This is a genomic window from Streptomyces sp. NPDC046887, from assembly GCF_040644755.1.
Classification (GTDB): domain Bacteria; phylum Actinomycetota; class Actinomycetes; order Streptomycetales; family Streptomycetaceae; genus Streptomyces; species Streptomyces lichenis.
In genome coordinates, this window is sequence record NZ_JBEYXH010000029.1 from 69888 (window position 1) to 93287 (window position 23400).

22 protein-coding genes and 1 pseudogene are annotated in these 23400 nt (G+C 71.4%); 16 read left to right on the forward strand and 7 right to left on the reverse strand.

Going from position 1 to position 23400, the window contains the following annotated elements; all coding sequences use genetic code 11:
* Positions 1–50 precede the first annotated feature (50 nt).
* Positions 51–1517, reverse strand: coding sequence for an amino acid permease (locus ABZ945_RS23740; RefSeq protein ID WP_361272902.1), 1467 nt, complete (start codon positions 1515–1517; stop codon positions 51–53).
* 248 nt (positions 1518–1765) lie between these two features.
* Positions 1766–2467, reverse strand: a complete 702-nt coding sequence (locus ABZ945_RS23745; RefSeq protein ID WP_361272904.1) for an FCD domain-containing protein — start codon at positions 2465–2467, stop codon at positions 1766–1768.
* 170 nt (positions 2468–2637) lie between these two features.
* Between ABZ945_RS23745 and ABZ945_RS23750 the strand changes: the two genes are divergently transcribed.
* The 3 genes from ABZ945_RS23750 (at position 2638) to ABZ945_RS23760 (ending at position 5381) form a co-directional block, all read left to right on the forward strand.
* The gene (locus tag ABZ945_RS23750) at positions 2638–3267 is read left to right on the forward strand and encodes a gluconokinase (RefSeq protein WP_361272907.1); all 630 of its coding nucleotides are present in this window, start codon (positions 2638–2640) and stop codon (positions 3265–3267) included.
* Positions 3268–3451: 184 nt separating this feature from the next.
* A complete protein-coding gene (locus ABZ945_RS23755) occupies positions 3452–4849 on the forward strand; it encodes a gluconate:H+ symporter (RefSeq protein ID WP_361272910.1) in 1398 nt (465 codons plus the stop codon).
* Positions 4850–4934: 85 nt separating this feature from the next.
* Positions 4935–5381 carry an ASCH domain-containing protein gene (locus ABZ945_RS23760; RefSeq protein WP_361272912.1) on the forward strand — a complete coding sequence of 149 codons (447 nt, stop codon included), beginning with the start codon at positions 4935–4937 and terminating at the stop codon, positions 5379–5381.
* Between the two features lie 36 nt (positions 5382–5417).
* On the opposite strand, the gene ABZ945_RS23765 is transcribed toward ABZ945_RS23760, so the two are convergent.
* Entirely contained in the window at positions 5418–7073 is a 1656-nt protein-coding gene (locus ABZ945_RS23765) for an FAD-binding dehydrogenase (protein WP_361272915.1), read from the reverse strand.
* A 130-nt stretch (positions 7074–7203) separates the two neighbouring features.
* On the opposite strand from ABZ945_RS23765, the gene ABZ945_RS23770 reads away from it, so the two are divergent.
* The 7 genes from ABZ945_RS23770 to ABZ945_RS23800 all read left to right on the forward strand — a co-directional run bounded on the left by ABZ945_RS23770 (position 7204) and on the right by ABZ945_RS23800 (position 13471).
* On the forward strand, positions 7204–7782 hold the full coding sequence (locus tag ABZ945_RS23770; RefSeq protein WP_361272917.1) for an NUDIX domain-containing protein: 579 nt from the start codon (positions 7204–7206) through the stop codon (positions 7780–7782).
* Positions 7783–7803: 21 nt separating this feature from the next.
* Entirely contained in the window at positions 7804–8196 is a 393-nt protein-coding gene (locus tag ABZ945_RS23775) for a DUF202 domain-containing protein (protein WP_361272962.1), read from the forward strand.
* The gene (locus ABZ945_RS23780) at positions 8196–8525 is read left to right on the forward strand and encodes a DUF202 domain-containing protein (RefSeq protein ID WP_361272921.1); all 330 of its coding nucleotides are present in this window, start codon (positions 8196–8198) and stop codon (positions 8523–8525) included. Before ABZ945_RS23775 ends, ABZ945_RS23780 begins: the two co-directional genes overlap by 1 nt.
* Positions 8526–8651: 126 nt before the next feature.
* Entirely contained in the window at positions 8652–8951 is a 300-nt protein-coding gene (locus ABZ945_RS23785; protein ID WP_361272924.1) for a hypothetical protein, read from the forward strand.
* 175 nt (positions 8952–9126) lie between these two features.
* A complete protein-coding gene (locus ABZ945_RS23790) occupies positions 9127–10176 on the forward strand; it encodes a phosphotransferase family protein (RefSeq protein WP_361272926.1) in 1050 nt (349 codons plus the stop codon).
* 7 nt (positions 10177–10183) lie between these two features.
* Positions 10184–11419, forward strand: coding sequence for an acyl-CoA dehydrogenase family protein (locus ABZ945_RS23795; RefSeq protein WP_361272929.1), 1236 nt, complete (start codon positions 10184–10186; stop codon positions 11417–11419).
* A gap of 294 nt (positions 11420–11713) precedes the next feature.
* The gene (locus tag ABZ945_RS23800; RefSeq protein WP_361272931.1) at positions 11714–13471 is read left to right on the forward strand and encodes a lysyl oxidase family protein; all 1758 of its coding nucleotides are present in this window, start codon (positions 11714–11716) and stop codon (positions 13469–13471) included.
* A gap of 84 nt (positions 13472–13555) precedes the next feature.
* Here ABZ945_RS23800 and ABZ945_RS23805 read toward each other — a convergent pair whose 3' ends face one another.
* On the reverse strand, positions 13556–14149 hold the full coding sequence (locus tag ABZ945_RS23805; protein ID WP_361272933.1) for a TetR/AcrR family transcriptional regulator: 594 nt from the start codon (positions 14147–14149) through the stop codon (positions 13556–13558).
* A 265-nt stretch (positions 14150–14414) separates the two neighbouring features.
* On the reverse strand, positions 14415–15164 hold the full coding sequence (locus ABZ945_RS23810; protein ID WP_361272965.1) for an SDR family oxidoreductase: 750 nt from the start codon (positions 15162–15164) through the stop codon (positions 14415–14417).
* A 272-nt stretch (positions 15165–15436) separates the two neighbouring features.
* Here ABZ945_RS23810 and ABZ945_RS23815 point away from each other — a divergent pair, with 272 nt between their 5' ends.
* The 5 genes from ABZ945_RS23815 to ABZ945_RS23835 all read left to right on the forward strand — a co-directional run bounded on the left by ABZ945_RS23815 (position 15437) and on the right by ABZ945_RS23835 (position 19945).
* A complete protein-coding gene (locus ABZ945_RS23815; protein ID WP_361272936.1) occupies positions 15437–16726 on the forward strand; it encodes a DUF1343 domain-containing protein in 1290 nt (429 codons plus the stop codon).
* A gap of 213 nt (positions 16727–16939) precedes the next feature.
* Positions 16940–17557 (forward strand): hypothetical protein, encoded by a 618-nt coding sequence (locus ABZ945_RS23820; protein WP_361272938.1) that lies wholly within the window; start codon positions 16940–16942, stop codon positions 17555–17557.
* 87 nt (positions 17558–17644) lie between these two features.
* Positions 17645–18442, forward strand: a complete 798-nt coding sequence (locus tag ABZ945_RS23825; protein WP_361272941.1) for a 3-keto-5-aminohexanoate cleavage protein — start codon at positions 17645–17647, stop codon at positions 18440–18442.
* A gap of 95 nt (positions 18443–18537) precedes the next feature.
* The gene (locus tag ABZ945_RS23830; protein ID WP_361272943.1) at positions 18538–19179 is read left to right on the forward strand and encodes a TOPRIM nucleotidyl transferase/hydrolase domain-containing protein; all 642 of its coding nucleotides are present in this window, start codon (positions 18538–18540) and stop codon (positions 19177–19179) included.
* A 40-nt stretch (positions 19180–19219) separates the two neighbouring features.
* Positions 19220–19945, forward strand: a complete 726-nt coding sequence (locus tag ABZ945_RS23835) for a VOC family protein (protein ID WP_361272946.1) — start codon at positions 19220–19222, stop codon at positions 19943–19945.
* Between the two features lie 149 nt (positions 19946–20094).
* Here the strand turns inward: ABZ945_RS23835 and ABZ945_RS23840 are convergent, their stop codons facing one another.
* On the reverse strand, positions 20095–20952 hold the full coding sequence (locus ABZ945_RS23840) for a phosphotransferase (RefSeq protein WP_361272949.1): 858 nt from the start codon (positions 20950–20952) through the stop codon (positions 20095–20097).
* Between the two features lie 810 nt (positions 20953–21762).
* On the opposite strand from ABZ945_RS23840, the gene ABZ945_RS23845 reads away from it, so the two are divergent.
* Complete coding sequence (locus tag ABZ945_RS23845; RefSeq protein ID WP_361272951.1) at positions 21763–23088, forward strand: tetratricopeptide repeat protein; 1326 nt, start codon at positions 21763–21765, stop codon at positions 23086–23088.
* Positions 23089–23106: 18 nt separating this feature from the next.
* Here the strand turns inward: ABZ945_RS23845 and ABZ945_RS23850 are convergent.
* Positions 23107–23307, reverse strand: a pseudogene (locus ABZ945_RS23850) (IS982 family transposase); the annotation flags it as partial.
* Positions 23308–23400 lie beyond the last annotated feature (93 nt).

The following is a 23400-nucleotide window of genomic DNA, read 5'->3' on the forward strand; positions in this document are numbered from 1 at the left end:
CCCCCGCCGGGCGGTGCTCCGGCGGGGGTCGCGGTCGGTGCCGTCGGCCGTCAGTCCAGGGGGCGGGCGGCGGCCAGCGCGGTGACCCGCTTGCGGACCACGAACCAGCCGCCGACCAGGGCCGCGGCGATCAGCGGCAGGCAGTTGACCGTGGTGCGGCCGACGCCGCCGCCCCACCACATCAGGCCGAGCACCGTGACCAGGAAGACCAGGGTGACGATCTGGGTGTACGGGGCCCAGGGCAGCCGGTACGAGGGGCGCTCGACCCGGCCCTGCTCGGAGCGCTTCCAGAACAGCAGCGAGCAGAGCATGATCATGCCCCAGGTGCCGAGGATGCCGATGGAGGCGAGGTTCAGCACGATCTCGAAGGCCTCGCCGGGGACGACGTAGTTGAGGCCGACGCCCAGCACACCGAAGGCGGCGGTGAGCAGGATGCCGCCGTAGGGCACCTGGCCCTTGTTCATCCGGGCGGTGAACTTCGGCGCGGAGCCGGCCATCGCCATCGAGCGCAGGATGCGGCCGGTGGAGTAGAGGCCGGAGTTCAGGCTGGAGAGCGCGGCGGTGAGCACGACCAGGTTCATCACGCCGGCCGCTCCGGGGATGCCCAGCTTGTCGAAGACGGTGACAAAGGGGCTCTGGCCGGCGGAGTACGAGGTGTACGGCAGGAGCAGCGCGAGCAGCACCACCGAGCCGACGTAGAACAGGCCCACCCGCCACATGATCGAGTTGATCGCCTTCGGCATGATCTTCTCGGGGTTCTCGGTCTCACCGGCCGCCACACCGCACAGCTCGACGGAGGCGTAGGCGAAGACGACGCCCTGGACGACCATCAGCATCGGCACCATGCCCAGCGGGAAGATGCCGCCGCTGTCGGTGATGGTGGACAGGCCCGGGGTGTGGCCGCCGACCTCGTGCTGGGTGACCACCAGGAAGATGCCGACCAGCATGAAGATCACCAGCGCGGCGACCTTGACGATGGCGAACCAGAACTCCATCTCGCCGAAGTACTTCACCGAGATGAGGTTGGCGGCGAGCACGACCGCGAGGGCGATCAGGGCGAGGATCCACTGCGGGACGTCGCTGAACATGGCCCAGAAGTGGGCGTAGGTCGCGGCCGCGGTGATGTCGGCGACGGCGGTGGTCGACCAGTTGAGGAAGTACAGCCAGCCCGCCGAGTAGGCGCCCTTCTCGCCCATGAACTCACGGGCGTAGGAGACGAAGGCGCCGGAGGACGGGCGGTAGAGCACCAGCTCGCCGAGGGCCCGGACGACGAAGAAGGCGAAGACGCCGCAGACGGCGTAGGCGATGGCCAGGGACGGGCCCGCGCCCGCCAGGCGGCCGCCGGCGCCCAGGAAGAGCCCGGTGCCGATCGCGCCGCCGATGGCGATCATGTTGATGTGCCGGGACTTGAGGTCCTTGCTGTAACCGGCGTCACCGGCGTCGATGTGGGGGGCGCCCGCCGCCGCCGGAGAACCGGGGCTCTGGGTGTCGGCCGCAGCCAGGGTGCGGTCACTCATCTGGGAAGTCGCCTTTGTGAGGGGTCGTGCGGTAGGAGCCGCCGTACGCCGGTGAAGTGGGTGGGTCACCACGCAGAAGGCCAGGTCACATAGTCACGGCAACACCGCCGTAACGCTGTGGCCCATGTCACGTACGGGCGGATTTGAGGGGTATTTGAGGTTGCCGCGACGTTGACGGGCGGTGCGCAGCATAAGCGAGGTTCGTCCGGGTAGCCGCATCGACCCCTGGACCACTGACGCCCTCGGGCTCAGGGGGCGAGGACGTCCAGCTCCTTGAGGGCGCCCACGGCGATCTCGCGGGTGAGCTCCTCGGCGCGGCGGCCGTCCCGGGCCCGTACCGCCTCGGCGACCTGGACGTGCAGGGTCACCGCGGCCGGGTCGGGGTCCTCGAACATCACCTGGTGGTGGGTGCGGCCGGCCAGCACCTCGGCCACCACATCGCCGAGCCGGGCGAACATCTCGTTGCCGGAGGCGCTCAGCACCACCCGGTGGAAGGCGATGTCGTGCACCAGATACGCCTCCAGCTGCCGGCCGCGCGAGGTGGCGACCATGCCGAGGGCCTGCTCGGTGAGCTCCCGGCACTGCTCGGGGGTGGCGTGGGCGGCGGCGAGCCCGGCGGCCACCGGCTCCACGGCGGAGCGCAGCACGGTCAGCGAGCGGAGCTGGCGCGGGCGGTCGGCGCCGGCCAGCCGCCAGCGGATGACCTGGGGGTCGTAGACGTTCCACTGCTCGGCGGCCCGGACCGTCACCCCGACCCGGCGCCGGGACTCCACCAGGTGCATCGACTCTAGGACCCGGACCACCTCGCGGACCACGGTGCGGGAGACCTCGAACCGCTGGGCCACCTCGTCGGTGCGCAGAACGCTGCCGGGCGGGTACTCGCCGGCCGTGATGGCCAGACCCAGGCTGTTCAGCACCTGCGTATGGAGCCCCCGGGCCGAAGTCGTCATGCGCTCAGCCTAGCGTCGCCAATTAAGTATGACTTTTTGGTCACGACCTCTTGAATACGTCGTATCCGATGGGTTTCAGTGTGCGGCGACGGACACCGCTCCCGGCGTCCGCCCCGCAAGGTCGACGAGGACCCCGCGGCCGCCATCAGGACAGCGAGGCACACTCCGCCATGACCCACCCGGAGAACCCCGAGAAGCTGGACAACCCCCCGGTCGTCGTCGTGATGGGCGTGGCCGGGACGGGCAAGACCACCATCGGCCCGCTGGTCGCCGAGCGCCTGGGCGTCCCCTACGCCGAGGGCGACGACTTCCACCCGGAGGCGAACATCGCCAAGATGTCGGCCGGCGTCCCGCTGGACGACGCGGACCGCGCCCCCTGGCTGGACGCCATCGGCCGGTGGGCGCACGGCCGGGCGGGGCTCGGCGGGGTGGTGAGCAGCTCGGCGCTGAAGCGGGCCTACCGCGACCGGCTGCGGGCCGCCGCCCCCGGCGCGGTCTTCCTCCATCTGACCGGTGACCGGGCCCTGGTGGAGCGGCGGATGGCCGAGCGGAAGGGCCACTTCATGCCGACCGCGCTGCTGGACTCCCAGTTCGCCGCGCTCCAGCCGCTGGGCGGTGACGAGGCCGGGGTGGCGGTCGATGTGGCCGGCACCCCGGAGCAGATCGCCGAGCGGGCCGTCGCCGCGCTGGGTGGAGCGGGGGCGCCCGCCGGGGGCGCGGAGGTGGCCGCCGACCGGGGTGGCCCGGGTCCCGACCTCGTACCGCCGCCGCGCGAGCAGCGCCCCGCCCCGGCCCCGTAGCACCCGACCCCGGCCCCGTAGAGATCCAGCCCCGTAGGACCCCCGTCCCGGCCCCGTAGAGATCCAAGCCCCGTAAAGCCACAGCCCCGGCCTCGTTACCCCGTCAGGCCCTCCGAGCCCCTCCCCCTCTCTCCCCGCCCGTCCGGCGAACCGCCGGGCCCCGCGACCTACCCGAGGACCCCCTGTGACCAGTCTCAACGTCGAGATGCTGGCAGCCGGCGCCGCCGAGCCGATCACCTCGGCCGGCAACGCCCAACTGGGCATCGCCGTCCTGGCGGGCATCGCCGTCATCGTCGTACTCATCACCCGGTTCAAGCTCCACGCCTTCCTGGCGCTGACCATCGGCTCGCTCCTGCTGGGCGCCTTCGCGGGCGCGCCGCTGGGCGACACCATCGCCTCCTTCACCACCGGCCTCGGCGCGACCGTCGCGGGCGTCGGTGTGCTCATCGCGCTGGGCGCCATCCTGGGCAAGCTGCTCGCCGACTCGGGCGGCGCGGACCAGATCGTGGACACCATCCTGGCCCGGGCGAGCGGGCGGGCCATGCCCTGGGCGATGGTGCTGATCGCCTCGGTGATCGGGCTGCCGCTCTTCTTCGAGGTCGGCATCGTGCTGCTGATCCCGGTGGTGCTGCTGGTGGCCAAGCGCGGCAACTACTCGCTGATGCGGATCGGCATCCCGGCGCTGGCCGGACTGTCGGTGATGCACGGGCTCATCCCGCCGCACCCCGGTCCGCTGGTCGCGATCGACGCCATCGGGGCCAACCTGGGGGTGACGCTGGCGCTCGGCCTGGTGGTGGCCATCCCGACGGTGATCATCGCCGGTCCGCTCTTCTCCCGCTACGCGGCCCGCTGGGTGGACATCCCGGCCCCGGACCGGATGATCCCGCAGCGCGCCTCGGAGGACCTCGACCGCCGTCCCAGCTTCGGCGCCACGGTGGCCACCGTGCTGCTGCCGGTGGTGCTGATGCTGGTCAAGGCGCTGGTGGAGATCGTGGTGGACGACCCGGAGAACCACCTCCAGCGGGTCACCGACATCGTCGGCCAGCCGCTGATCGCGCTGCTCGCGGCGGTGCTCGTGGGGATGTTCACGCTGGGCCGGGCGGCCGGGTTCACCCGGGGGCGGCTCTCCTCGACCGTGGAGTCCTCGCTCGCCCCGATCGCGGGTGTGCTGCTGATCGTCGGCGCCGGCGGCGGCTTCAAGCAGACCCTGATCGACATCGGGGTGGGCCGGATGATCCTGGAGTTCTCCGAGAACTGGTCGATCCCGGCGCTGCTGCTGGGCTGGCTGATCGCGGTGGCGATCCGGCTGGCGACCGGTTCGGCGACGGTGGCGACGATCTCGGCGGCGGGCCTGGTGGCGCCGCTGGCGGCGGATATGTCGACCACGCACGCGGCGCTGCTGGTGCTGGCGATCGGCGCGGGCTCGCTCTTCTTCAGCCATGTGAACGACGCCGGGTTCTGGCTGGTGAAGGAGTACTTCGGGATGACCGTCGGCCAGACGATCAAGACCTGGTCGGTGATGGAGACGATCATCTCGGTGTGCGGGATCGTGTTCGTGCTGCTGCTGTCGCTGGTGTTGTGACACCGGCTGCGGCCCCGGCAAGGGCGTCCCGCCCGGGGCGGTAAAACGATGGACGTCCGTGGGGCGTGCGGTGAACACTCGCCGCATGCCCCACGAGCCGTTCGACACCGCCGCCCTGCCCCCGTATCTGCTGGGTTTCCCCGGCCCGCTGCGCGAGCAGCTGGTGGCCGCGGTGCTCGCCGGGGAGAAGACCTCCACCACGGGTCTGGTGGCGGAGTACGAGGCCGAGGGCGAGCCGCTGCCCCGGCCCGGGGACCGGTCGGTGCTGGTCGACTCCGCCGACCGCGCGGTGGCCGTGGTGGAGGTGACCGGGGTGCGGGTGCTGCCCCTGGGGCAGGTGGATTTGCGGCACGCCCTGGACGAGGGCGAGGGGTACGCCACGGTGGCGCAGTGGCGCGCGGCGCACGAGGAGTTCTGGCACAGCGAACCGGTGCGTACGGCGGTGGGCGACCCGCAGTTCACGGTGGACGACACCACCCTGGTCATCGCCGAGCGCTTCCGGGTGGTGGAACACCTGGCGCGCTGCCCCTGACCCGTCACCCCACCTCGCGACCCCCCTGACGTGAAGTCAGCCCACCTCGCGGGCCGCGGCCCGCCCCGCGGCGCGGCCGGAGAAGAGGCAGCCGCCGAGGAAGGTGCCCTCCAGGGAGCGGTAGCCGTGCACTCCCCCGCCGCCGAAGCCGGCGGCCTCCCCAGCCGCGTAGACGCCGGGCAGCGGCTCGCCGCCGTCGGTGAGCACCCGGGAGGAGAGGTCGGTCTCCAGGCCGCCCAGCGACTTGCGGGTGAGGATGTTCAGGCGCACGGCGACGAGCGGTCCGGCGGTCGGGTCCAGGATGCGGTGCAAGGTGGCGGTGCGGATGAGGCGGTCGCCCAGGTAGCGGCGGCTGCCCCGGATCGCGGTGATCTGGAGGTCCTTGGTGAACGGGTTGGCGATCTCCCGGTCCCGCGCGGTGATCTCCCGGCGCAGTGCCGCCTCGTCGATCAGCGGCTCCTTGGTGAGGGCGTTCATCCCCCGGACCAGGGAGGCGAGGTCGCGCTCCACCACGAAGTCGGCGCCGTGGTCCATGAACGCCTTGACCGGGGCCGGGACGTCGGCGCGGGCCCGGTCGATCACCCCGCGTACCGAGCGGCCCGTCAGGTCGGGGTTCTGCTCGGAGCCGGAGAGGGTGAACTCCTTGCCGATGATCCGCTGGTTGAGCACGAACCAGGTGTGGCCGTGCCCGGAGCGGGTGATGTGCTCCAGGGTGCCGAGGGTGTCGAAGCCGGGGAAGAGCGGGACGGGCAGCCGGCGGCCGGTGGCGTCCAGCCAGAGCGAGGACGGGCCGGGCAGTATCCGGATGCCGTGCCGGGCCCAGATCGGGTTCCAGTTCTCGATGCCCTCGGTGTAGTGCCACATCCGGTCCCGGTTGACCAGCCGCGCCCCAGCCGCGCCCGCCACGTCCAGCATCAGCCCGTCCACATGGGCGGGGACGCCGGAGAGCAGCTTCTCGGGCGGGGCGCCGAGCCGCTTCGGCCAGTGGGCGCGGACCAGGTCGTGGTTGCCGCCGATGCCGCCGGAGGTGACGATCACCGCCTGGGCGCGGTACTCGAAGGCGCCGCTCACCTCGCGGGAGGAGGCGGTGCCGCGCTCGGCGTCGGAGGGGGCGAGGATCTCGCCGGTGACGGTGTCCACGGCGCCGGCGGTACGGGACAGGCCGGTGACCCGGTGCCGGAAGGCGAACCGGACCAGGCCCCGTTCGGCGCCCGCGCGCACCCGCCGCTCGAAGGGGGCGAGAAGCCCGGGGCCCGTACCCCAGGTGATGTGGAAGCGCGGCACCGAGTTGCCGTGGCCGGTGGCGTCGTAGCCGCCGCGCTCGGCCCAGCCGACCACCGGGAAGAGGCGCACCCCCTGCCGGTGCAGCCAGGGCCGCTTCTCGCCGGCCGCGAAGTCCACGTACGCCTCGGCCCATTGACGCGGCCAGTGGTCCTCGGGGCGGTCGAAGCCGGCGGTGCCCAGCCAGTCCTGGAGGGCGAGGGCGCGGCTGTCGCGGATGCGTATCCGGCGCTGCTCGGGCGAGTCGACCAGGAAGAGCCCGCCGAAGGACCAGTGCGCCTGGCCGCCGAGGGACTGCTCGGGCTCCTGGTCGAGCAGGATGACACTGCGTCCGGCGTCCACCAGCTCGGCGGTGGCCACCAGCCCGGCCAGCCCCGCCCCGATCACGATCACATCGGCGTCGTACGCCATGGGCTTCCCGTTCCTCTCACTCCCCGGCGCGGTCCTCCGCTCCCGGGCTCGATCCTCCGTACCCGGGGGTAACACGTCAACGGTCCGGACGGGGGCGCCTCGCGGGATCCGAGGGTGGTTCCATGCCTGCATGACTGATCTGACCGATCCGCAGCGGCCGGTGAACCCGGCGGACGAGATCCTGGACGTGGTGGACGAGCGGGACCGGGTGGTGGGGCAGCGGGCCCGGGGCGAGGTGTACGCCCTGGGGCTGCGCCACCGCTGCGTGTTCGTGCTGGTACGGGACGCGGAGGGGCGGATCTTCGTGCACCGCCGCACGCCCGGGAAGCTGCTCTTCCCGTCCCACTACGACATGTTCGTGGGCGGCGTGGTCGGCGCGGGCGAGGGGTACGACGCGGCCGCGCTGCGCGAGGCGGAGGAGGAGCTGGGGGTACGAGGGCTGGAGCGGCCGCAGCCGCTGTTCCGGTTCCTGTACGAGGACGCCGGCGGGTTCGGTTCCTGGTGGTCGACGGTGTACCAGGTGCGCTGCGCGCTGCCGGTGCGGCCGCAGGTGGAGGAGGTGGCCTGGCACGCCTTCCTGCCGGAGGAGGAGGTACGGGCGCGGCTCGGCGACTGGCCCTGGGTGCCGGACGGGCTGGCCGCGTACCGGCTGCTGCGGGACTTCTGGACGGAGACCTCCAGCAGCGCCGGGAGCAGGCCACCCCGTTAGTGTGATCATGTGAGCGACTTCCTGCGGGATCTGCGGCGGGATCTGCGGCTCTGGTTCGCGCCGCGCCGGATCCGGGAGGAGGGGGACACCCCCGACTACCGGTTCTCCCTCGCCAACGAGCGCACCTTCCTGGCGTGGGTGCGCACCGCGCTCGCCCTGGTCGGCGGCGGCTTCGCGGTCGACCAGTTCCTGCCGGACCTGCGCTGGGGCGCCCGGGTGGGGCTGGCCCTGGCGCTGCTCGCCGCCGGGGCGCTGTGCGCGCTGCGGGCGGTCAACCACTGGGTGCGGTGCGAGCGGGCCATGCGGCGCGGCGAGGACCTGCCGGTCAGCCGCTTCCCCGCGCTGCTGAGCCTGGCGGTCGGCGCGGTCGCCGCGACCATGGTGCTCGCCGTGCTGCTGCGTTGGCACGGCTGATGGCGGCGGGCCCGGCCGGCGGGACGGTGCGCGACCCGGGGCTCCAGCCGGAACGCACCCGGCTGGCCTGGCGGCGGACCACCCTCTCGGCGACGGTCGCGGCCGTGCTGGCGGCCCGGCAGTGCGTGGCCGACGGACCGGCCGATCCGGTGAGGGTGCTCGGGGCGGCGCTGTCGCTGCTGGTCTGGGTGGCGTTCCTGGCGGTGGCCCACCGCAGGATGCGGGCGCTGGCGGCACCCCGCCCGCCGGGGCTGACCCCGCGCACGGCCACGGCGGCGGCCGCCTGCGCGCTGGCGCTGGCCTGCTTCGCGGTCGCGTTGCTGGTGTGAGCGGGGCCCTGCCGAAGTGAGCGCGGCACCGCTGGTGTGAGCGGAGGTCCTCTCGGCGTCACCACGGGGCCGGATAAACCGTCCTAAGCTGGATATATCACCCATACGGATGCGAGGGAGCCGGCCATGGCGACGCTCCAGCACCAGGAACACACCCCGCACGACCACACCCACGGACCCGACTGCGGCCACACCCCCGTGACCCACGGCGACCATCTCGACTACGCCCATGACGGGCATCTGCACCGCGAGCACTCCGGTCACTGGGACGAGTGCGAGCCCGGCGAGCACATCGCGCACAGCGGCCACGCCCATGAGCACGGCGAGGGCTGCGGGCATCCCGCCGTCACCCACGGGGACCACCTCGACTATCTGCACGACGGCCACCGGCACGCCGCCCACGACGGGCACTGGGACGACCACTGAGCCACCGGGCACCGGGCTCGGGGGCGGGCCCCTGAGCCACCGGGCGACGGGGCGCGGGCCGGGGCGCGCACTGGACGGCATACCGACTGGTCGGTCAGACTGCCTCCAGTAGATCGCCGACCCGACCCGGGCCCGCCTCCGCGGGCGTCCGGAAGCCGCCCCGGAGGTGCCCCCGATGAGTCCAGCCCCGCCGCCCGGCCTCGACCCCGAGCAGTTGCGCGGCTTCCTGGACCGCGTCCGGCCCGGCCTGGTGGCCGGGCCGCTGACCGGCCGGCTGATCGAGGGCGGCCGCTCCAACCTCACGTACACCGTCACCGACGGCACCGGCAGCTGGGTGGTGCGCCGGCCGCCGCTCGGCCATGTGCTGGCGACCGCCCATGACATGCGGCGCGAGCACCGGGTGATCAGCGCCCTGCACCCGACGGCGGTGCCGGTGCCCGAACCGCTCGCGCTCTGCGAGGACGAGTCGGTGCTCGGGGCGCCGTTCTATGTGATGGAGCAGGTGGCGGGTACGCCGTACCGGACCGCCGAGCAGCTCGCCCCGCTCGGCCCGGAGCGGGTCCGGGCGGCCGTCCTCGGCCTGGTGGACACCCTGGTCGAACTGCACGCGGTGGACCCGGAGTCGGTCGGCCTGGCGGACTTCGGCCGGCCGGAGGGCTTCCTCGACCGCCAGCTGCGCCGCTGGGGCAAGCAACTGGACGCCTCCCGCAGCCGTGAACTGGCCGGTATCGAGGAGCTGCACGCCGGGCTTGGCCGGGCGCTGCCCGACTCCCCCGCCCCCACCGTCGTCCACGGCGACTACCGGCTGGACAACGTGCTGCTGGACGACGAGGACCGGGTGGCGGCGGTGCTGGACTGGGAGATGTCCACGCTCGGCGACCCGCTCACCGATCTGGGGCTGCTGGTGATGTACAGCACCCCGCTGGACCTGCCCGGCTCCCCCATCTCCACCACGGCGACCGCCGCCGGGCACCCGAGCGCCGGCGAGCTGGTCGAGCGGTACGCCGCCCGCTCCGGCCGGGATACCTCCGCGATCGCCTGGTACACCGCGTTCGCCTGGTTCAAGCTCGCGGTGATCCTGGAGGGCATCCACTACCGCTACACCCTCGGGCAGACCGTGGGCGCCGGCTTCGACCGGATCGGCGAGCTGGTGCCGGTCTTCACCGACCACGGCCTGCGCACCCTGCGCACCCCGCACTCCCCGCGTTCCCTCACGGAAGGCTGAGCCGATCATGGACTTCGCGTTCGACGCGCGCACCGAGGAGCTGCGGGCCCGGCTGCTCGCCTTCATGGACGAGCATGTGTACCCGGCCGAGCCGGTGGCCGAGGAGCAGCGGGCCGCGCTCGCCTCGCCCTGGGACACCCCGGCGGTGGTGGGAGAGCTGAAGGCCGAGGCCCGGCGGCAGGGGCTGTGGAACCTCTTCCTGCCCGACGAGGAGTACGGGGCCGGGCTGACCAACCTCCAGTACGCGCCGCTCGCCGAGATCACCGGGCGCTCCCCGCACCTGGCGCCCACCGCGCTGAACTGCGCCGCCCCGGACACCGGGAACATGGAGGTGCTGGCCCAGTTCGGCTCCGAGGCGCAGCGCAAGCAGTGGCTGGAACCGCTGCTCGCCGGTGAGATCCGCTCGGCGTTCGCGATGACCGAGCCGGAGGTGGCCTCCTCGGACGCGACCAATATCGAGACCCGGATCGACCGGGCCGCCGACGGCAGCGGCGACTATCTGATCAACGGCCGCAAGTGGTACATCTCCGGCGCCATGAACCCCGACTGCGCCGTCTTCATCGTGATGGGCAAGACCGACCCGGACGGCCCGGACGTCCGCCGCCAGCAGTCGATGGTCCTGGTCCCCCGGGACACCCCCGGGGTCGACGTCCGCCGCGCGATGCGGGTGTACGGGTACGAGGACCACTCCCACGGCGGCCACGCCGAGGTGGTGTTCGAGGATGTGCGGGTCCCGGCGGCGAACCTGATCGGCGAGGAGGGCGGCGGATTCGCCATCGCTCAGGCCCGGTTGGGCCCGGGCCGTATCCACCACTGCATGCGGCTGATCGGCATGGCCGAGCGGGCGATCGAGCTGATGTGCCGCCGGGCGGTGTCCCGGACCGCCTTCGGCAGGCCGCTGGCCGCACAGGGCCAGGTCCAGGAGTGGATCGCGGACGCCCGGGTGGCGGTGGAGCAGCTGCGGCTGCTGGTACTCAAGACCGCCTGGCTGATGGACACCGTCGGCAACCGGGGCGCGCACACCGAGATCCAGGCCATCAAGATCGCCACCCCCCGGGCCGTGGTGGACATCCTCGACCGGGCCGTCCAGTTGCACGGGGCAGGCGGGGTGAGCCAGGACTTCCCGCTGGCCGAACTGTGGGCGGGCGCCCGGACCCTGATGCTGGCCGACGGCCCGGACGAGGTGCACCAGCGCTCGCTGGCCCGCCGGGAGCTGAAGCGGTACACGCCCGCCGGGAGCTGAAGCGGTAGACGCCCGCCGGGAGCTGACACCGCAGCCGTTTTCCCCTACCAGAATCACCGCACCCAGGTAAGTAACTCACCGGTCAACGGCCGGATCTCGTCCCCCTCGACGGGATCCGGCCAATCTCCGGGGGCTTCCCTCCCTCCGGACAACCGGGCGACCGGGCGGCGCCTCTCACAGCTCGGGCACAGCAAGCGCCCCTCACCGCGCCGGTCCGGCAGACGACTCCACGGTCGCGCACCTGCCGCCCGCCGCCCTGCTTTCTTCCCGCAGTACCCGGAAGACGAGGGAACGATGACCAGAACCCGCACCACCCGGCTGCGGCGTCCGCTGCTCGCCGGCACCACGGCCCTCGCCGTGACCGCCGTGACCGCCGGCGTCGTCGCCGCCGCGCCCGAGGCGGCGAAGGCCCCCACCGGGCCCAAGCTCAGCCTGATCGCCGCGACCAACGCGGTGACGCTCACCTCCTGGAAGGAGGAGCCGGGCGTCTGGTTGGACCTCGGCACCTACCTCACCGCCGAGGGGACGCCGCTGGAGCTCAAGGTGACCCGGAAGTCCTACAAGGACCCGGTGACCATCACCCAGACCGTCTACGAGGGCGGCAAGGCGAAGGCCAAGACGCTGCCCAAGGGCACGGTGAAGGACTTCTCCGGGCTGCCCGGCTTTGTGGAGATCACCCTCACCGACAAGGCCGGCAAGAAGGTCCTCTCCCGCTCCGAGGCCTTCTGCCCGAACAACGCCAGCGGCCGGGTGCGCCCCGACGCGCCCTCCACCTCCAAGTATCCGGAGAGCTGCCCGACCAACGCCTTCACCCTCGGCTCGGTCTGGGGCGTCGAGAAGGGCTGGGCCGCCAACACCTACGCGGGCGCCTACAGCGACGCCCCGGTGAAGCTGCCGGTCGGCGCGTACACCGCCAAGGTCGGCGTGGCCAAGAAGTACCGCGACCTGTTCGGCATCGCGGACAAGCCGGCCACCGTCAAGGTGACCGTGGTGGAGAAGAGCTACGAGGAGGAGGCGCAGGGCGCCGCCGCCCGCTCCGCCAAGACCGGCGGGCACGCCGCCGGCCACGGCGCCGCGCACGGGGCCTCCACTGGCCACGAGGGCCACCAGATGCCGGGCCACGAGCCGACGCCCGTCCAGGCGGGCGCCCCGGAGACGAGCGGCGCGGGTCCCTCGTACAACGTGGGCCACGGCCCGCTGAAGGCCGCCCCGCCGGCCCTGCCGTGGGCGGCCAAGAAGCAGGCCGCCGGACGGTCGCTGCGGGTCGGTGACACCGGTGGCCGCACCGACGGCTCCCGCCAGGCGCCCGCCCTGAAGCCGCTGGCCAAGCGGCCCACCGGCCGGGCCGCCGTCCCGAACGTCCCCAAGCCCGACCTGCGCTCGCTGCCGGCGTACGGCATCACCATCAGCGACGGCGGCAAGGACGTCCCCAACAAGGACTACCTGGCCTTCAGCGCCAACGTCTGGAACGCCGGTCCGGCGCAGCTCGTGGTGGACGGCTTCCGCACTCCGGGCAAGGCCAAGATGGACGCCTTCCAGTACTTCTACGACGCCAAGGGCAAGCAGGTCGGCTACACCCCGACCGGCACCATGGAGTGGGACCCGCGCCCGGGCCATGTGCACTGGCACTTCACCGACTTCGCCAGCTACCGGCTGCTGAAGGCGGACCAGAAGGAGGCCGTGCGCAGCGGTAAGGAGGCCTTCTGCCTGGCCAACACGGACGCGGTCGACTACACGGTGAAGGGCGCCAACTGGCACCCGTACAACACCGACCTGTCCACCGCCTGCGGCCAGGAGAACTCGATCTCCGTCCGCGAGGTGCTGGACGTCGGCTCCGGTGACACCTACACCCAGGACCTGCCGGGCCAGTCCTTCGACATCACCAACGTCCCCAACGGCACGTACTACATCCAGGTGCTGGCCAACCCGGAGAAGCGACTGAAGGAGACCAACCTCAACAACAACAGCGCGCTGCGCAAGGTCGTGCTGGGCGGCAAGCCCGGCAAGCGCACGGTGACCGTACCGGCGCACGACCTGGTCAACGCCAACTGATCCAGGCGGTACGCAAGCGGGCGGGCGGCCGGACCGGTGGACGGTCCGGCCGCCCGTTCGCCTTCCCGGCGTCTGCCGGGGGTGCTACGGGCGCAGGGCGCGCAGCAGCAGGTCGGCCAGGTGGTCGGCGACCTGCTGGGGGGTGAGCGGCCCGTCCGGGCGGTACCAGGTGGACAGATGGTGGACCGAGCCGAAGTGGTAGTCCACCACCAGGTCGGCCGGGGTGGCGGAGGAGAACACCCCGCTGTTCTGCCCCTCCTCGACCAGCGCCCGGAACCGCTCGTGGTAGCGCCGGCGCTCGGCGCGGACCTGCTTGTTCTTCTCCGGGCCGAGGTGGTGCATGGAGCGGAAGAAGATGGCGGCGTCGTCCAGGTTGTCGATGGTGGTGACCACCACGTCGGCGGCGGCGTCCCGCAGCCGGCGCTCCACCGGCGCGTCGGCCTCGGCGAAGGCGTCCAGCCGCTCCTGCTGGAGCCGCAGCACCCGCGCGTACACCTCGTGGAGCAGGTCCTCCTTGGACCCGAAGTAGTGGTAGAGGGCGCCCTTGGTGACGCCGGCCGCCTCCACGATCTCCTGGACCGAGGTGCGGTCGTAGCCCTGCTCGGCGAAGAGCCGGGTCGCCGTGGCCAGCAGCCTGTGGGGGACGGGCAGCTCGCTCCCGTCCGTCGTCGTGGCCATACCGCCGACACCTGTCCTCTCGCTCTCACCGGCCGTCCGTGCGCGGGGCCGCCGTACCATACGCATGCCGGCGCCCGTCGCTCCGGCGCTCGTCGCTCGGGCATCCGCCGTCCCGGCACTCACCGCTCCGGCACTCGCCGTCCCGGCACTCGTCCGAAAACGCGTGCCCCGCCCCAGGATCTTCCCACCGCCGGTCCGCCGCCCGCCGCTCCGCCCCGCTCTCCCCCGTACCGCGGCCTTCCCAGGCGGGCTCACGGCCCGGCCGTCAGCCGTTCTCCCAGGCCCGCTGGACCCGGTTCATCCCGGCCAGCCAGCGCTTGGGGTCACTCGCCCGCGCCTGGTAGTACCGGGCCACCTCCGGGTGCGGCAGGATCAGGAAGCGGTCGTAGGCGATCCCGTCCATCAGCGCCTCGGCTACGTCCTCGGCCTCGATGGCGGTGGGGGCGAGGACCAGCTCCCCGGCCGAGCCGGCGGCGGTGAGCATGTCGGTGCGCACCCCCTGCGGGCAGATGGCGTGCACCTTCAGGCCGCGGTGGCGGTAGGTGAGCGAGAGCCATTCGGCATAGGCGTACGCGCCGTGCTTGGAAACGCTGTACGGGGCGGCGCCCACCATGGTGAGCAGCCCGGCGGCCGAGACGGTGGAGACGAACCGCCCGGAGCCGCGCTCCAGCCACTCGGGCAGCAGGGTGCGCACGGCGCGGACATGGGCCATGACGTTGACGTCCCAGGCGGCGGCCCAGACCTCCTCCTCGGCGAAGGCGTCACCGGGCGAGGCCAGTCCGGCGTTGGCGCAGTAGACGTCGACGGTGCCGCCGAGCGCCTCACGGGCCTCGGCCGCGATCGCGGAGGCGTCGCCGGGCAGGGCGATCGCCCCGATCTCCTCGGCCACCGCCTTGGCCCGGTCGGCGTCGATGTCGTTGACCACCACCCGGGCGCCCTCGGCGGCGAACCGGCGGGCGAGCGCGGCGCCGATGCCGCCGCCCGCGCCGGTGACGACGACCTTGGCGCCCCGCAGGTCGCCGGACGGACCGGACTGACCCGGCCTGGTGGAGCTGCTGGGGCTGCTGGGGCTGCTGGGCGTACTCATGGCGGACCGCCTCCCGTGGACCGATGGACATCGCATACTAACCAGTCGGTATGGCAGCCGAAAGGACAGCGGCCGACCGGCGGCAGGTCCGGCCGGTCCGCCTCGTTCCCCCGGGCCCTCGGCGGCGCTAGCGTGCGTGGCCCGGCCGGTCGCCAGGGCCGCCCGGCATCATCCGGTGCCCGATCGGGGAGGTTGCGTCGATGAGCGTGGACAGAAGAGGTCTGCTGGCCGCGGGCGGTGCGGTGGGAGCGGCCGCCGCGGTGACCGCGGCCGGGGCCGGACCGGCCGCCGCCCGAACGGCCGGGGAACGGGGACGGGGGCAGGGACGGGGACGGGAACGACGGCGGGTGCGCACCGGGTTCGACCGGCTGGCCGCCGGAGGGTACGCGGAGCTGGCCGGGCAGCGGGTCGGGGTGGTGACCAACCCGACCGGGATCACCGCCGACGCCGTCCATCTGGTGGATGTGATGCACGCCGACGAGCGGGTGGACCTGGTGGCGGTGTTCGGGCCCGAGCACGGCTTCCGGGGCACCGCGCAGGCGGGCGGTTCGGAGGGGCGCTACGACGACCCGGCGACCGGGCTGCCGGTCTACGACACGTACCTCAAGAGCGGGCAGCCGCTGGCGGACGTCTTCACCGCCTCCGGGGTGGACACCGTGGTGTTTGACATCCAGGACGCGGGCGCCCGCTTCTACACCTACATCTGGACCCTCTACGACTGCATGGCGGCGGCCGCGCTGGCCGGGAAGCGCTTCCTCGTCCTGGACCGGCCGAACCCGGTGACCGGCCGAGCCGCGTCCGGCCCGGTCCTCGACCGGGCGTTCGCCACCTTCGTCGGGCGGGAGCCGATCGCCCAGGCGCACGGGATGACGGTGGCGGAGCTGGCGCTGCTGTTCCGGGGGGAGTTCCTGACCGCGCGCCCGGTCGAGCTGTCGGTGGTACGGATGTCGGGCTGGCGCCGGGACGACTTCTTCGACGCCACCGGGCTGCCCTGGGTGCCGCCGAGCCCCAATATGCCGACGCCGGAGACCGCCCTGGTGTACGCGGGGACCTGCCTCTTCGAGGGGACCAATCTGTCCGAGGGGCGGGGCACCACCCGGCCCTTCGAGCTGCTGGGCGCGGAGGGGATCGACCGCCGGTGGGCCGAGGCGGCCAACGCCCTCGGGCTGCCCGGGGTCCGCTTCCGGGAGGCCTACTTCACGCCCACCTTCTCCAAGTTCCAGGGGAAGACGGTCGGCGGGGTGCAACTGCACCTCCACGACCGGGAGGCGTTCGACGCGGTGCGCACCGGGATCGGACTGCTGGTGACGGCGAAGCGGAGCTGGAGCGGTTTCGCCTGGCGGGCCGACCAGTGGATCGACAAGCTGACCGGCTCGGCGCGGGTGCGCACGATGATCGACGCGGGCGCGGACACCGAGGAGGTGGTGGCCGCCTGGCGGCGCGAGCTGGCCGCCTTCCGCGCGGTACGCCGGAAGTACCTGCTCTATTGAGTACCTCCATGAGCCTGCTGACCGGGCATCAGAAAATCCCCCGACCAGGGGGCGCGCGATGGGCGTGTGGGGCGCACGGGGCGGGCGCGCTTGGGGCAATTCACGCCAGATGCGCCATGGACGGGGTCCATCCGCTTTTTACGGGAGCCGAACCGGGCACCCGTACGTCCATTCCGTGAGCCGAAGTACCCCGCGACGGAGGTGGCAGTGCGAATGGCCGGTTTCCGGAGTCTCGCCAGACAGGTTCGTGACCCTCGATGCGATCTGGCGCTACGGCGCTACTCGCTGCGCAAGTGCCTGGAACGCTTCGCCCCTTACGGGCATCGGGCGACCTGGCACCATCTGTGCACCAGGCACCGGTTCCACCCGGAGGACCGGGGAGTGGATCCGGCGCGGCTGGTGGCCGCGCTGGAGGAGTTGGAGGAGGCGCGCGAGGTGTGGCTCTCCTACGAGGAGAGGTTCGCCGAGCGCCGCAAGAAGGAGAAGCACGACGGGCTGCGGAGGCCCGGGTCGTTCGACGACTGGCACCGGCGGACCTGGGGCGGCTACGGGGTGGCGCGGTGCGACGACCCGTCCCTGCACCCGACGCTGCCGCTCGCGGAGGCGCTGCGGCGGCTGATCTCCGCACTGGAGGCCGACCCCGGGAAGCGCTGCCCGGTGTGCGCGGACGCCGGGATCGTCTGGCGCCCGGAACTGTCGAACGAGCCCTGGCACGGCCCGGTGTGCACCGGGTGCGGAGTGGTCGTACCGCAGCCGGTGCTCACCCCGGAGGCGCTGGCGGCGGCCAAGCAGGAACGGCGGCACCGGGAGCAGCTGGCCTCGGTGGCGTAGCCGAGTCCCGTGGTCCGGTGGCGAGGTCTCGCCACACGCGCCGGTACACCGGTCCCATTGTCAGTGGCGGCTGCCACCATCGAGAGCATGAACGGGATCGTGGACCAGCATGCGGCCGGGCCCGCCGCCCAAGGCCTCATCCAGGCCTGCCTGAACGGCGCCCGGACCGCCGGGGAGTCGGCGGCCGTGCCGATGACCCCGGAGGCGATGGCCCGGTCGGCCGCGCGGGCGGTCGCCGCCGGTGCCGCGGAGGTGCATGTGCACCCCAAGACGCCCTGCGGCCAGGACAGTGTGTCCGGCCGGCTGGTCGCCGAGACGGTGGAGGCGATACGGGCGGCGGTGGACGTGCCGGTCGGCGTCACCACCGGCGCCTGGGCGGAGCCCGACCCGATACGGCGGGTGGAGCGGATCCGCGCCTGGACGGTGCTGCCCGACCTGGCCTCGGTCAACTGGCATGAGCCGGGCGCCGAGGAGGTCGCCGCGGCGCTGCTGGAGCGCGGGGTGGCGGTGGAGGCCGGCCTCTGGTCGGGCACGCCCGGTGCGCGGTTGTTCGCCGCCTCACCGCTGGCGCCCCGGGTGGCGCGGGTGCTGGCGGAGGTGACGGACACCGACCCGGCCACGGCACCGCGTACCGCCCGGGCCCTGCTGGAGGAAGCCGCGCCGCCGGCGGGTGTGCCGGTGTTGCTGCACGGCGAGGACGGCGGCGCCTGGCCGGTGCTGCGGCTGGCGCTCCATCTCGGCCTGGACACCCGGATCGGCCTGGAGGACACCCTGCTGCTCCCGGACGGCACCCCGGCCGCCTCCAACGCCGAACTGGTCGCCGCGGCCACACGCATACGAACGGAGGCGGAGCGGGCCCGAGCGGAGCACCCACCAGCCGGGTAGCCGCCACCAGGCAGCCATCCCCGCACCGCCCGGCACCGCCCCCACCGCCGCAAAATCCCGTGCCCTTCCGCCGACGGAAGTGCAGACTCCCCTCCATGGCGGAAACACGACCCTCCCACCCGGAGACGGCGGAACTACGGGCCGCAGTCGCCGACTGGGCGTCCGGCGGCCCCGGTGAACCCGCCCGTGAGCTGGCCATGGAGCACGGGGTGCGGACGGCCGTGCTGCTGGAGGGGCTGAGCGACCTCGCCGCCGTGGAGGCGCTGGCCGCCCGGCGCGGCCGGGACCTGGCCGCCGAGGGGGTGTGCGTGGTGCCGATGGGCGGAGCCATGAGCGTAGGCCGCTACGCCGGACTCCTCGGGCCACCCGGCCTCGGCCTGCGCCTCACCGGCCTCTGCGACCAGCGGGAACGGGGCTACTACGAGCGCGGACTGACCCGGGCCGGAGCGTCATCGCACGACCGCTTCTTCGTCTGCGTGGCAGACCTGGAGGACGAACTCATCCGCGCTCTGGGTGCCGCCCGGGTCGAGGACATCGTCCGGGCGGCCGGCGACCTCCGCGCCTGGACGACCTTCCAGAGCCAGCCCGCACACCGGGGCCGCCCCCCGGAGCAGCAGTTGCGCCGCTTCCTCGGCACCAAGAAGGGCCGCAAGATCCGCTACGGCCGCCTCCTGGTCGACGCCCTCCACCCCGACCAGACCCCCTCCCCCCTCCACGACCTCTTCACCACCCTCTGACCCCACCCACCCCCACCGGAGATCCCCTCACATGCCCCACATGCCCCTTCGCCTTGACGCACTCCGCTTCGACGCGCACGATCCCCTCCTCCTCGCCCGCTTCTGGGGCGGTGTGCTGGGCCGGGAAGCGGCCGGCGACTCCCTGGACGGCGCCGCGGAAGTCCTGCCCGCCGAGGAGACCGGCTTCGGGCTCCGTTTCACCCCCTCCCAGGACCCGAAGTGGGGCCAGAACCGCATCCACTTCGACCTGACCAGCGCCTCCCCCGACGACCAGGAGAAGACCGTGGCGCGGTCGCTGGAACTGGGCGCCCGGCACATCGACATAGGCCAACGGCCCGAGGAGGGCCATGTGGTGCTCGCCGACCCCGAGGGCAACGAGTTCTGCGTGATCCCGGCGGGCAACACCTTCCTCGCCGACTGCGGGTTCATCGGGGCGCTCGCCTGCGACGGTTCCCAGGCGGTCGGGTACTTCTGGAGCAAGGCGCTGGACTGGCCGCTGGTCTGGGACCAGGACGAGGAGACCGCGATCCAGTCCCCACACGGCGGCACGAAGATCACCTGGGGCGGTCCCCCGCTGCTGCCGAAGCACGGACGCGACCGGCTGCGCTTCGACCTGGCCGTCCCCGGCCACGGCGACCAGCAGGCCGAGGTCGAGCGCCTTCTCTCCCTCGGAGCGACCCGCACGGCCTCCATACCGGACGAGCACGGCGCGGTGGTGCTGGCCGACCCCGACGGCAACGAGTTCCGGCTCCTCCCGCCCCGCTGACCCATTGATCTTGGCGACCTCTCGCCAACCGGGCACTTCGGTCGCCAACCGGGCACTTTGGCCAGCCTCCGACTCGTTGCCCACATAAGAAGGGAGGCAAGGGGGCGCCGAAGGCACGGCCCCCCGCCTCCTATCTCGCATCGGCAAGGTCATGTGTCCCTCAAGCGGCGACCACGGGCCGCCCGGGGCTCGGTGCGCGGGTACTCCAGCAGCACGGAAAAGCGCCGGTTGCTGCGCCTCGCCGCCTGCTCTCCGACCCGCGCCGACCACTGCCGACACGTCGCGTCCACGTATGCCTTCACGGCTTTCGGATCGGCCGTCTTCCATGCGTCGAAGCCACCCAACCAGGCAAGGGCATCTTCGTCTGGCTGGTCCGCTTCCATGAGCCGCACGGCCGTATTTGCCATGTCCACCCAGGCGGGGCCGACGGCAGGCATGGCCCAATCCACAACGTAGGCGTTTTTCCCGGCGTCGGAAACCATGATGTTGTGTGGGTTGGTATCCGTGTGCAGGATGTTGGTTCCGTCGAGCAGGACGGATTCCTTCTCGCTGAGAAATCCCGAGAAGCGCTCAGCCAGCATGGGCGGCCGGTAGTCGGTGCGCGCAAGGCTCAGCACCGTGAATCGGCGCGCCATCCAGTTGAGCGTAAACGTCACGGGCCCGAGATCCTTCGTACCGGGCGAGAAGTCCACATGCCTGCCGTCCACGTGGATGAAGGCCAGGCAGTACCACCCGGCCATCTCGAACCGGTGCCGAATCCACGGGCCCACGCCTGCCACGGTCCGATTGAGAGATTCCTCAGCGCGCGTGGCCTTGACCCCCTCGGGGTCATCGAGCCGCACCCCCTTGAAGAACAGGCGTCCGTTCCTGGCGGTCGTGATGATGAATGCCGCCGGGCTGTTGAGACCCGTACTTACCTGTTCTGCGGACAGTACCTTCCCTGTGTGCTCCTCCACTGTCGTGCGAAGTTCGGTCGGCAGCTCTTCCCACGTGACACACTCGCTCATGACCCCTCAGTACGCCGGAGGGGCCGAGTTTCCCCGGCCCCGGTGATCGGTCTTCTCCTAGCCCTGCGTGGCACCGCACTTGCGGCACCGACTCTTCCCGGACCAGCCCACCCACTCGTGGTCGCAGTCTGCCATTTGAGGTTCCTTCCACTCGATCTTCCTGGCACTTACAACCCGCCCGGGGCACTCGACCTGTCCAGGGTTTCGATCCCCGGGCGGGGACTTAGGTGTCGGACTCCGGCGCTACTCGGACTCGGGTCCGCTATCGGTGGGAAACCGGCTGGCCGTGGACCGATTTCCGGAGATGCGCCCCCGACAGCGGAGGGCGGCCGCGCGGTTCTTGAGGGTCTTCACGTCCGGCTCTTGCGTGAGGCGGAGTGATCGGGGTGTCGCGCCATCAACACCCGGCAGTCCACGGCACGGGAGAAGTCGCGCGCCCTCTCAGCCTCCTCCCCGGCGTCCTTGAGCTTCCGGCACTCAGGGCACTGGATCACAGCGACCTCTCCAGCGCTCCGAATGCAAGGTGACGGCGTTCGTTGTCCATGTTGATTTGGGCTCGAAGATCCGCCAGTACGGAACTGTCCTCGCGCTGGTTCCGCCGGCCGCCGAAGCTCCTCCAGCACAGCCGGTACGTCTAACCCGCCAAGTGTGCTGGTCTCACAGGTGGGCTCGTGGTCCATGCCAGTGCCTTCCGCTCCGCCGTGGTGTCCTGCTCGCACTAGGCAACCGCCCGACCACGCACAGCGGTACTGTTGAAAGAGGAGCAGGACTTAAGACCTTTAAGCCTTCAACGCACGGGAGTTGAGGCCAGTGACGGTACGGCAGCCGAACGCGGGACTTGAACGGCTGTACCGCGAGAGCGGTTGGACGCTGCGGCAGTTCGCTCAGGAGGTCAACCGCTTAGGGACGGAGCGCGGAACGCCTCTGCGGTACCGGGAGCCCTCGGTGCACCAGTGGTTGAGCGGACACCTGCCAAAGGAGTCCGTCCGGCCGCTGGTTCTCGAAGTGTTCGCCCGGCGAATGCTCCGGCCGATCACGTACGCCGAGGCGGGATTCCCGCTACCCCCGGAAGAGTCCAGCAGCCATCCGACTACCGTGGAAGGGCTAGTAGACCTCGGGAGGCAGGACATGAATCCATCACGCCGCAGCGTCTTGAATGCTGGACTGTTCTCCGTGGCCCTTGCCGTTCCCAACTGGCCAGACGTCATCGGACGCATGGAAGCGATTCAAACCGGAAAAACGCAGCGCATAGGGATGGCCGACGTAAACATGGTCATCGCCATGACGGAGCGCGTTTCTGACTTGGACGATCAATTCGGAGGTCGGCACGCTCGACCTATGGCCGCTGCGTTCCTCGTTAATACCGTTGCACCCTACCTGAAGGCTGAAGCCCCCGACCCGGTTCGTAAAGCAATGATGGCTGCCGCATCGGACCTTTGTTATTTGACTGGCTATATGGCGGTAGATGAAGGAGTTCACGGACTAGCCCAAAGGTATTACCTCAAGGCACTTGAACTCGCCGGGGCCGCCGAGGACCACCTGACCTACTGCACTACTCTTCGGGGTATGAGTGTGCAGTCAGTGGACCTAGGCCACGGTCGGCACGCCATGCGACTTGCTGACGCCGCGGCGGCGGCATCGCCCCAAGCAGGACCACGCATGCGGGCATTTCTCGCTGGCCAACAGGCACACGCCAGCGCCCAACTGGGCGATCGGCACGCTTCCCTCAGATATCTACGTGAGGCCGAAGCAGCCATAGAAAAGGCGGAATCGCGCTCAAAAACGTTTGGTTCCTATAACTCTTCAACCCTTGCATACCACATCGCCCAAGTCCGGTATGAACTCGGCGACGTTTCCGGTAGTGTGGAATCGCTCGAATCGCACTTTCGCCTTCGAGATGCCAGCGACAGCAGAAGGTCAGCAATTCGTTTCAGCTTCATGCTCGCCGAACGACAGCTGAGAATAGGGCATCTTGAAGTGGCTTGTTCGACTTGGGGGAAGGCTCTGGATGAGGTTCCCACCATCCATTCTGGACGAGTGGATGAGCAGGTTGCAAGAATTTCATCCCTTTTGCGTCCATATCTGGCAAACGTGGTGGCACGCAATATCTACGACCGAGTCAATGAGGTCTCCTAGACGAATAAGTCCGATGTGTCAGTGATCGAATGTGACCAGCGACCGCATGACCGGGGAGCCGGTCTTGTGGTTTCGCCAGATCGCGGCCATCGCGAGGACTCTCTGAGCGACGCGGACGGCGACGTCCTCGAAGCTGCGTCCACCGTGCTGTTCGAGGTTCAGCTGCCCTTTGAGGGTGTCGTTCACAGACTCGATCAGTTGCCGCACCGACTTGAGAAGCGGAGCCAGCGTGCCTCGGAGCTGAAGCCGAGCAGAGCCTGTGCGACCGCCAGACAGATGAGTTCAGAGTCCGTCAGCCGTGGCGGCCTGCCC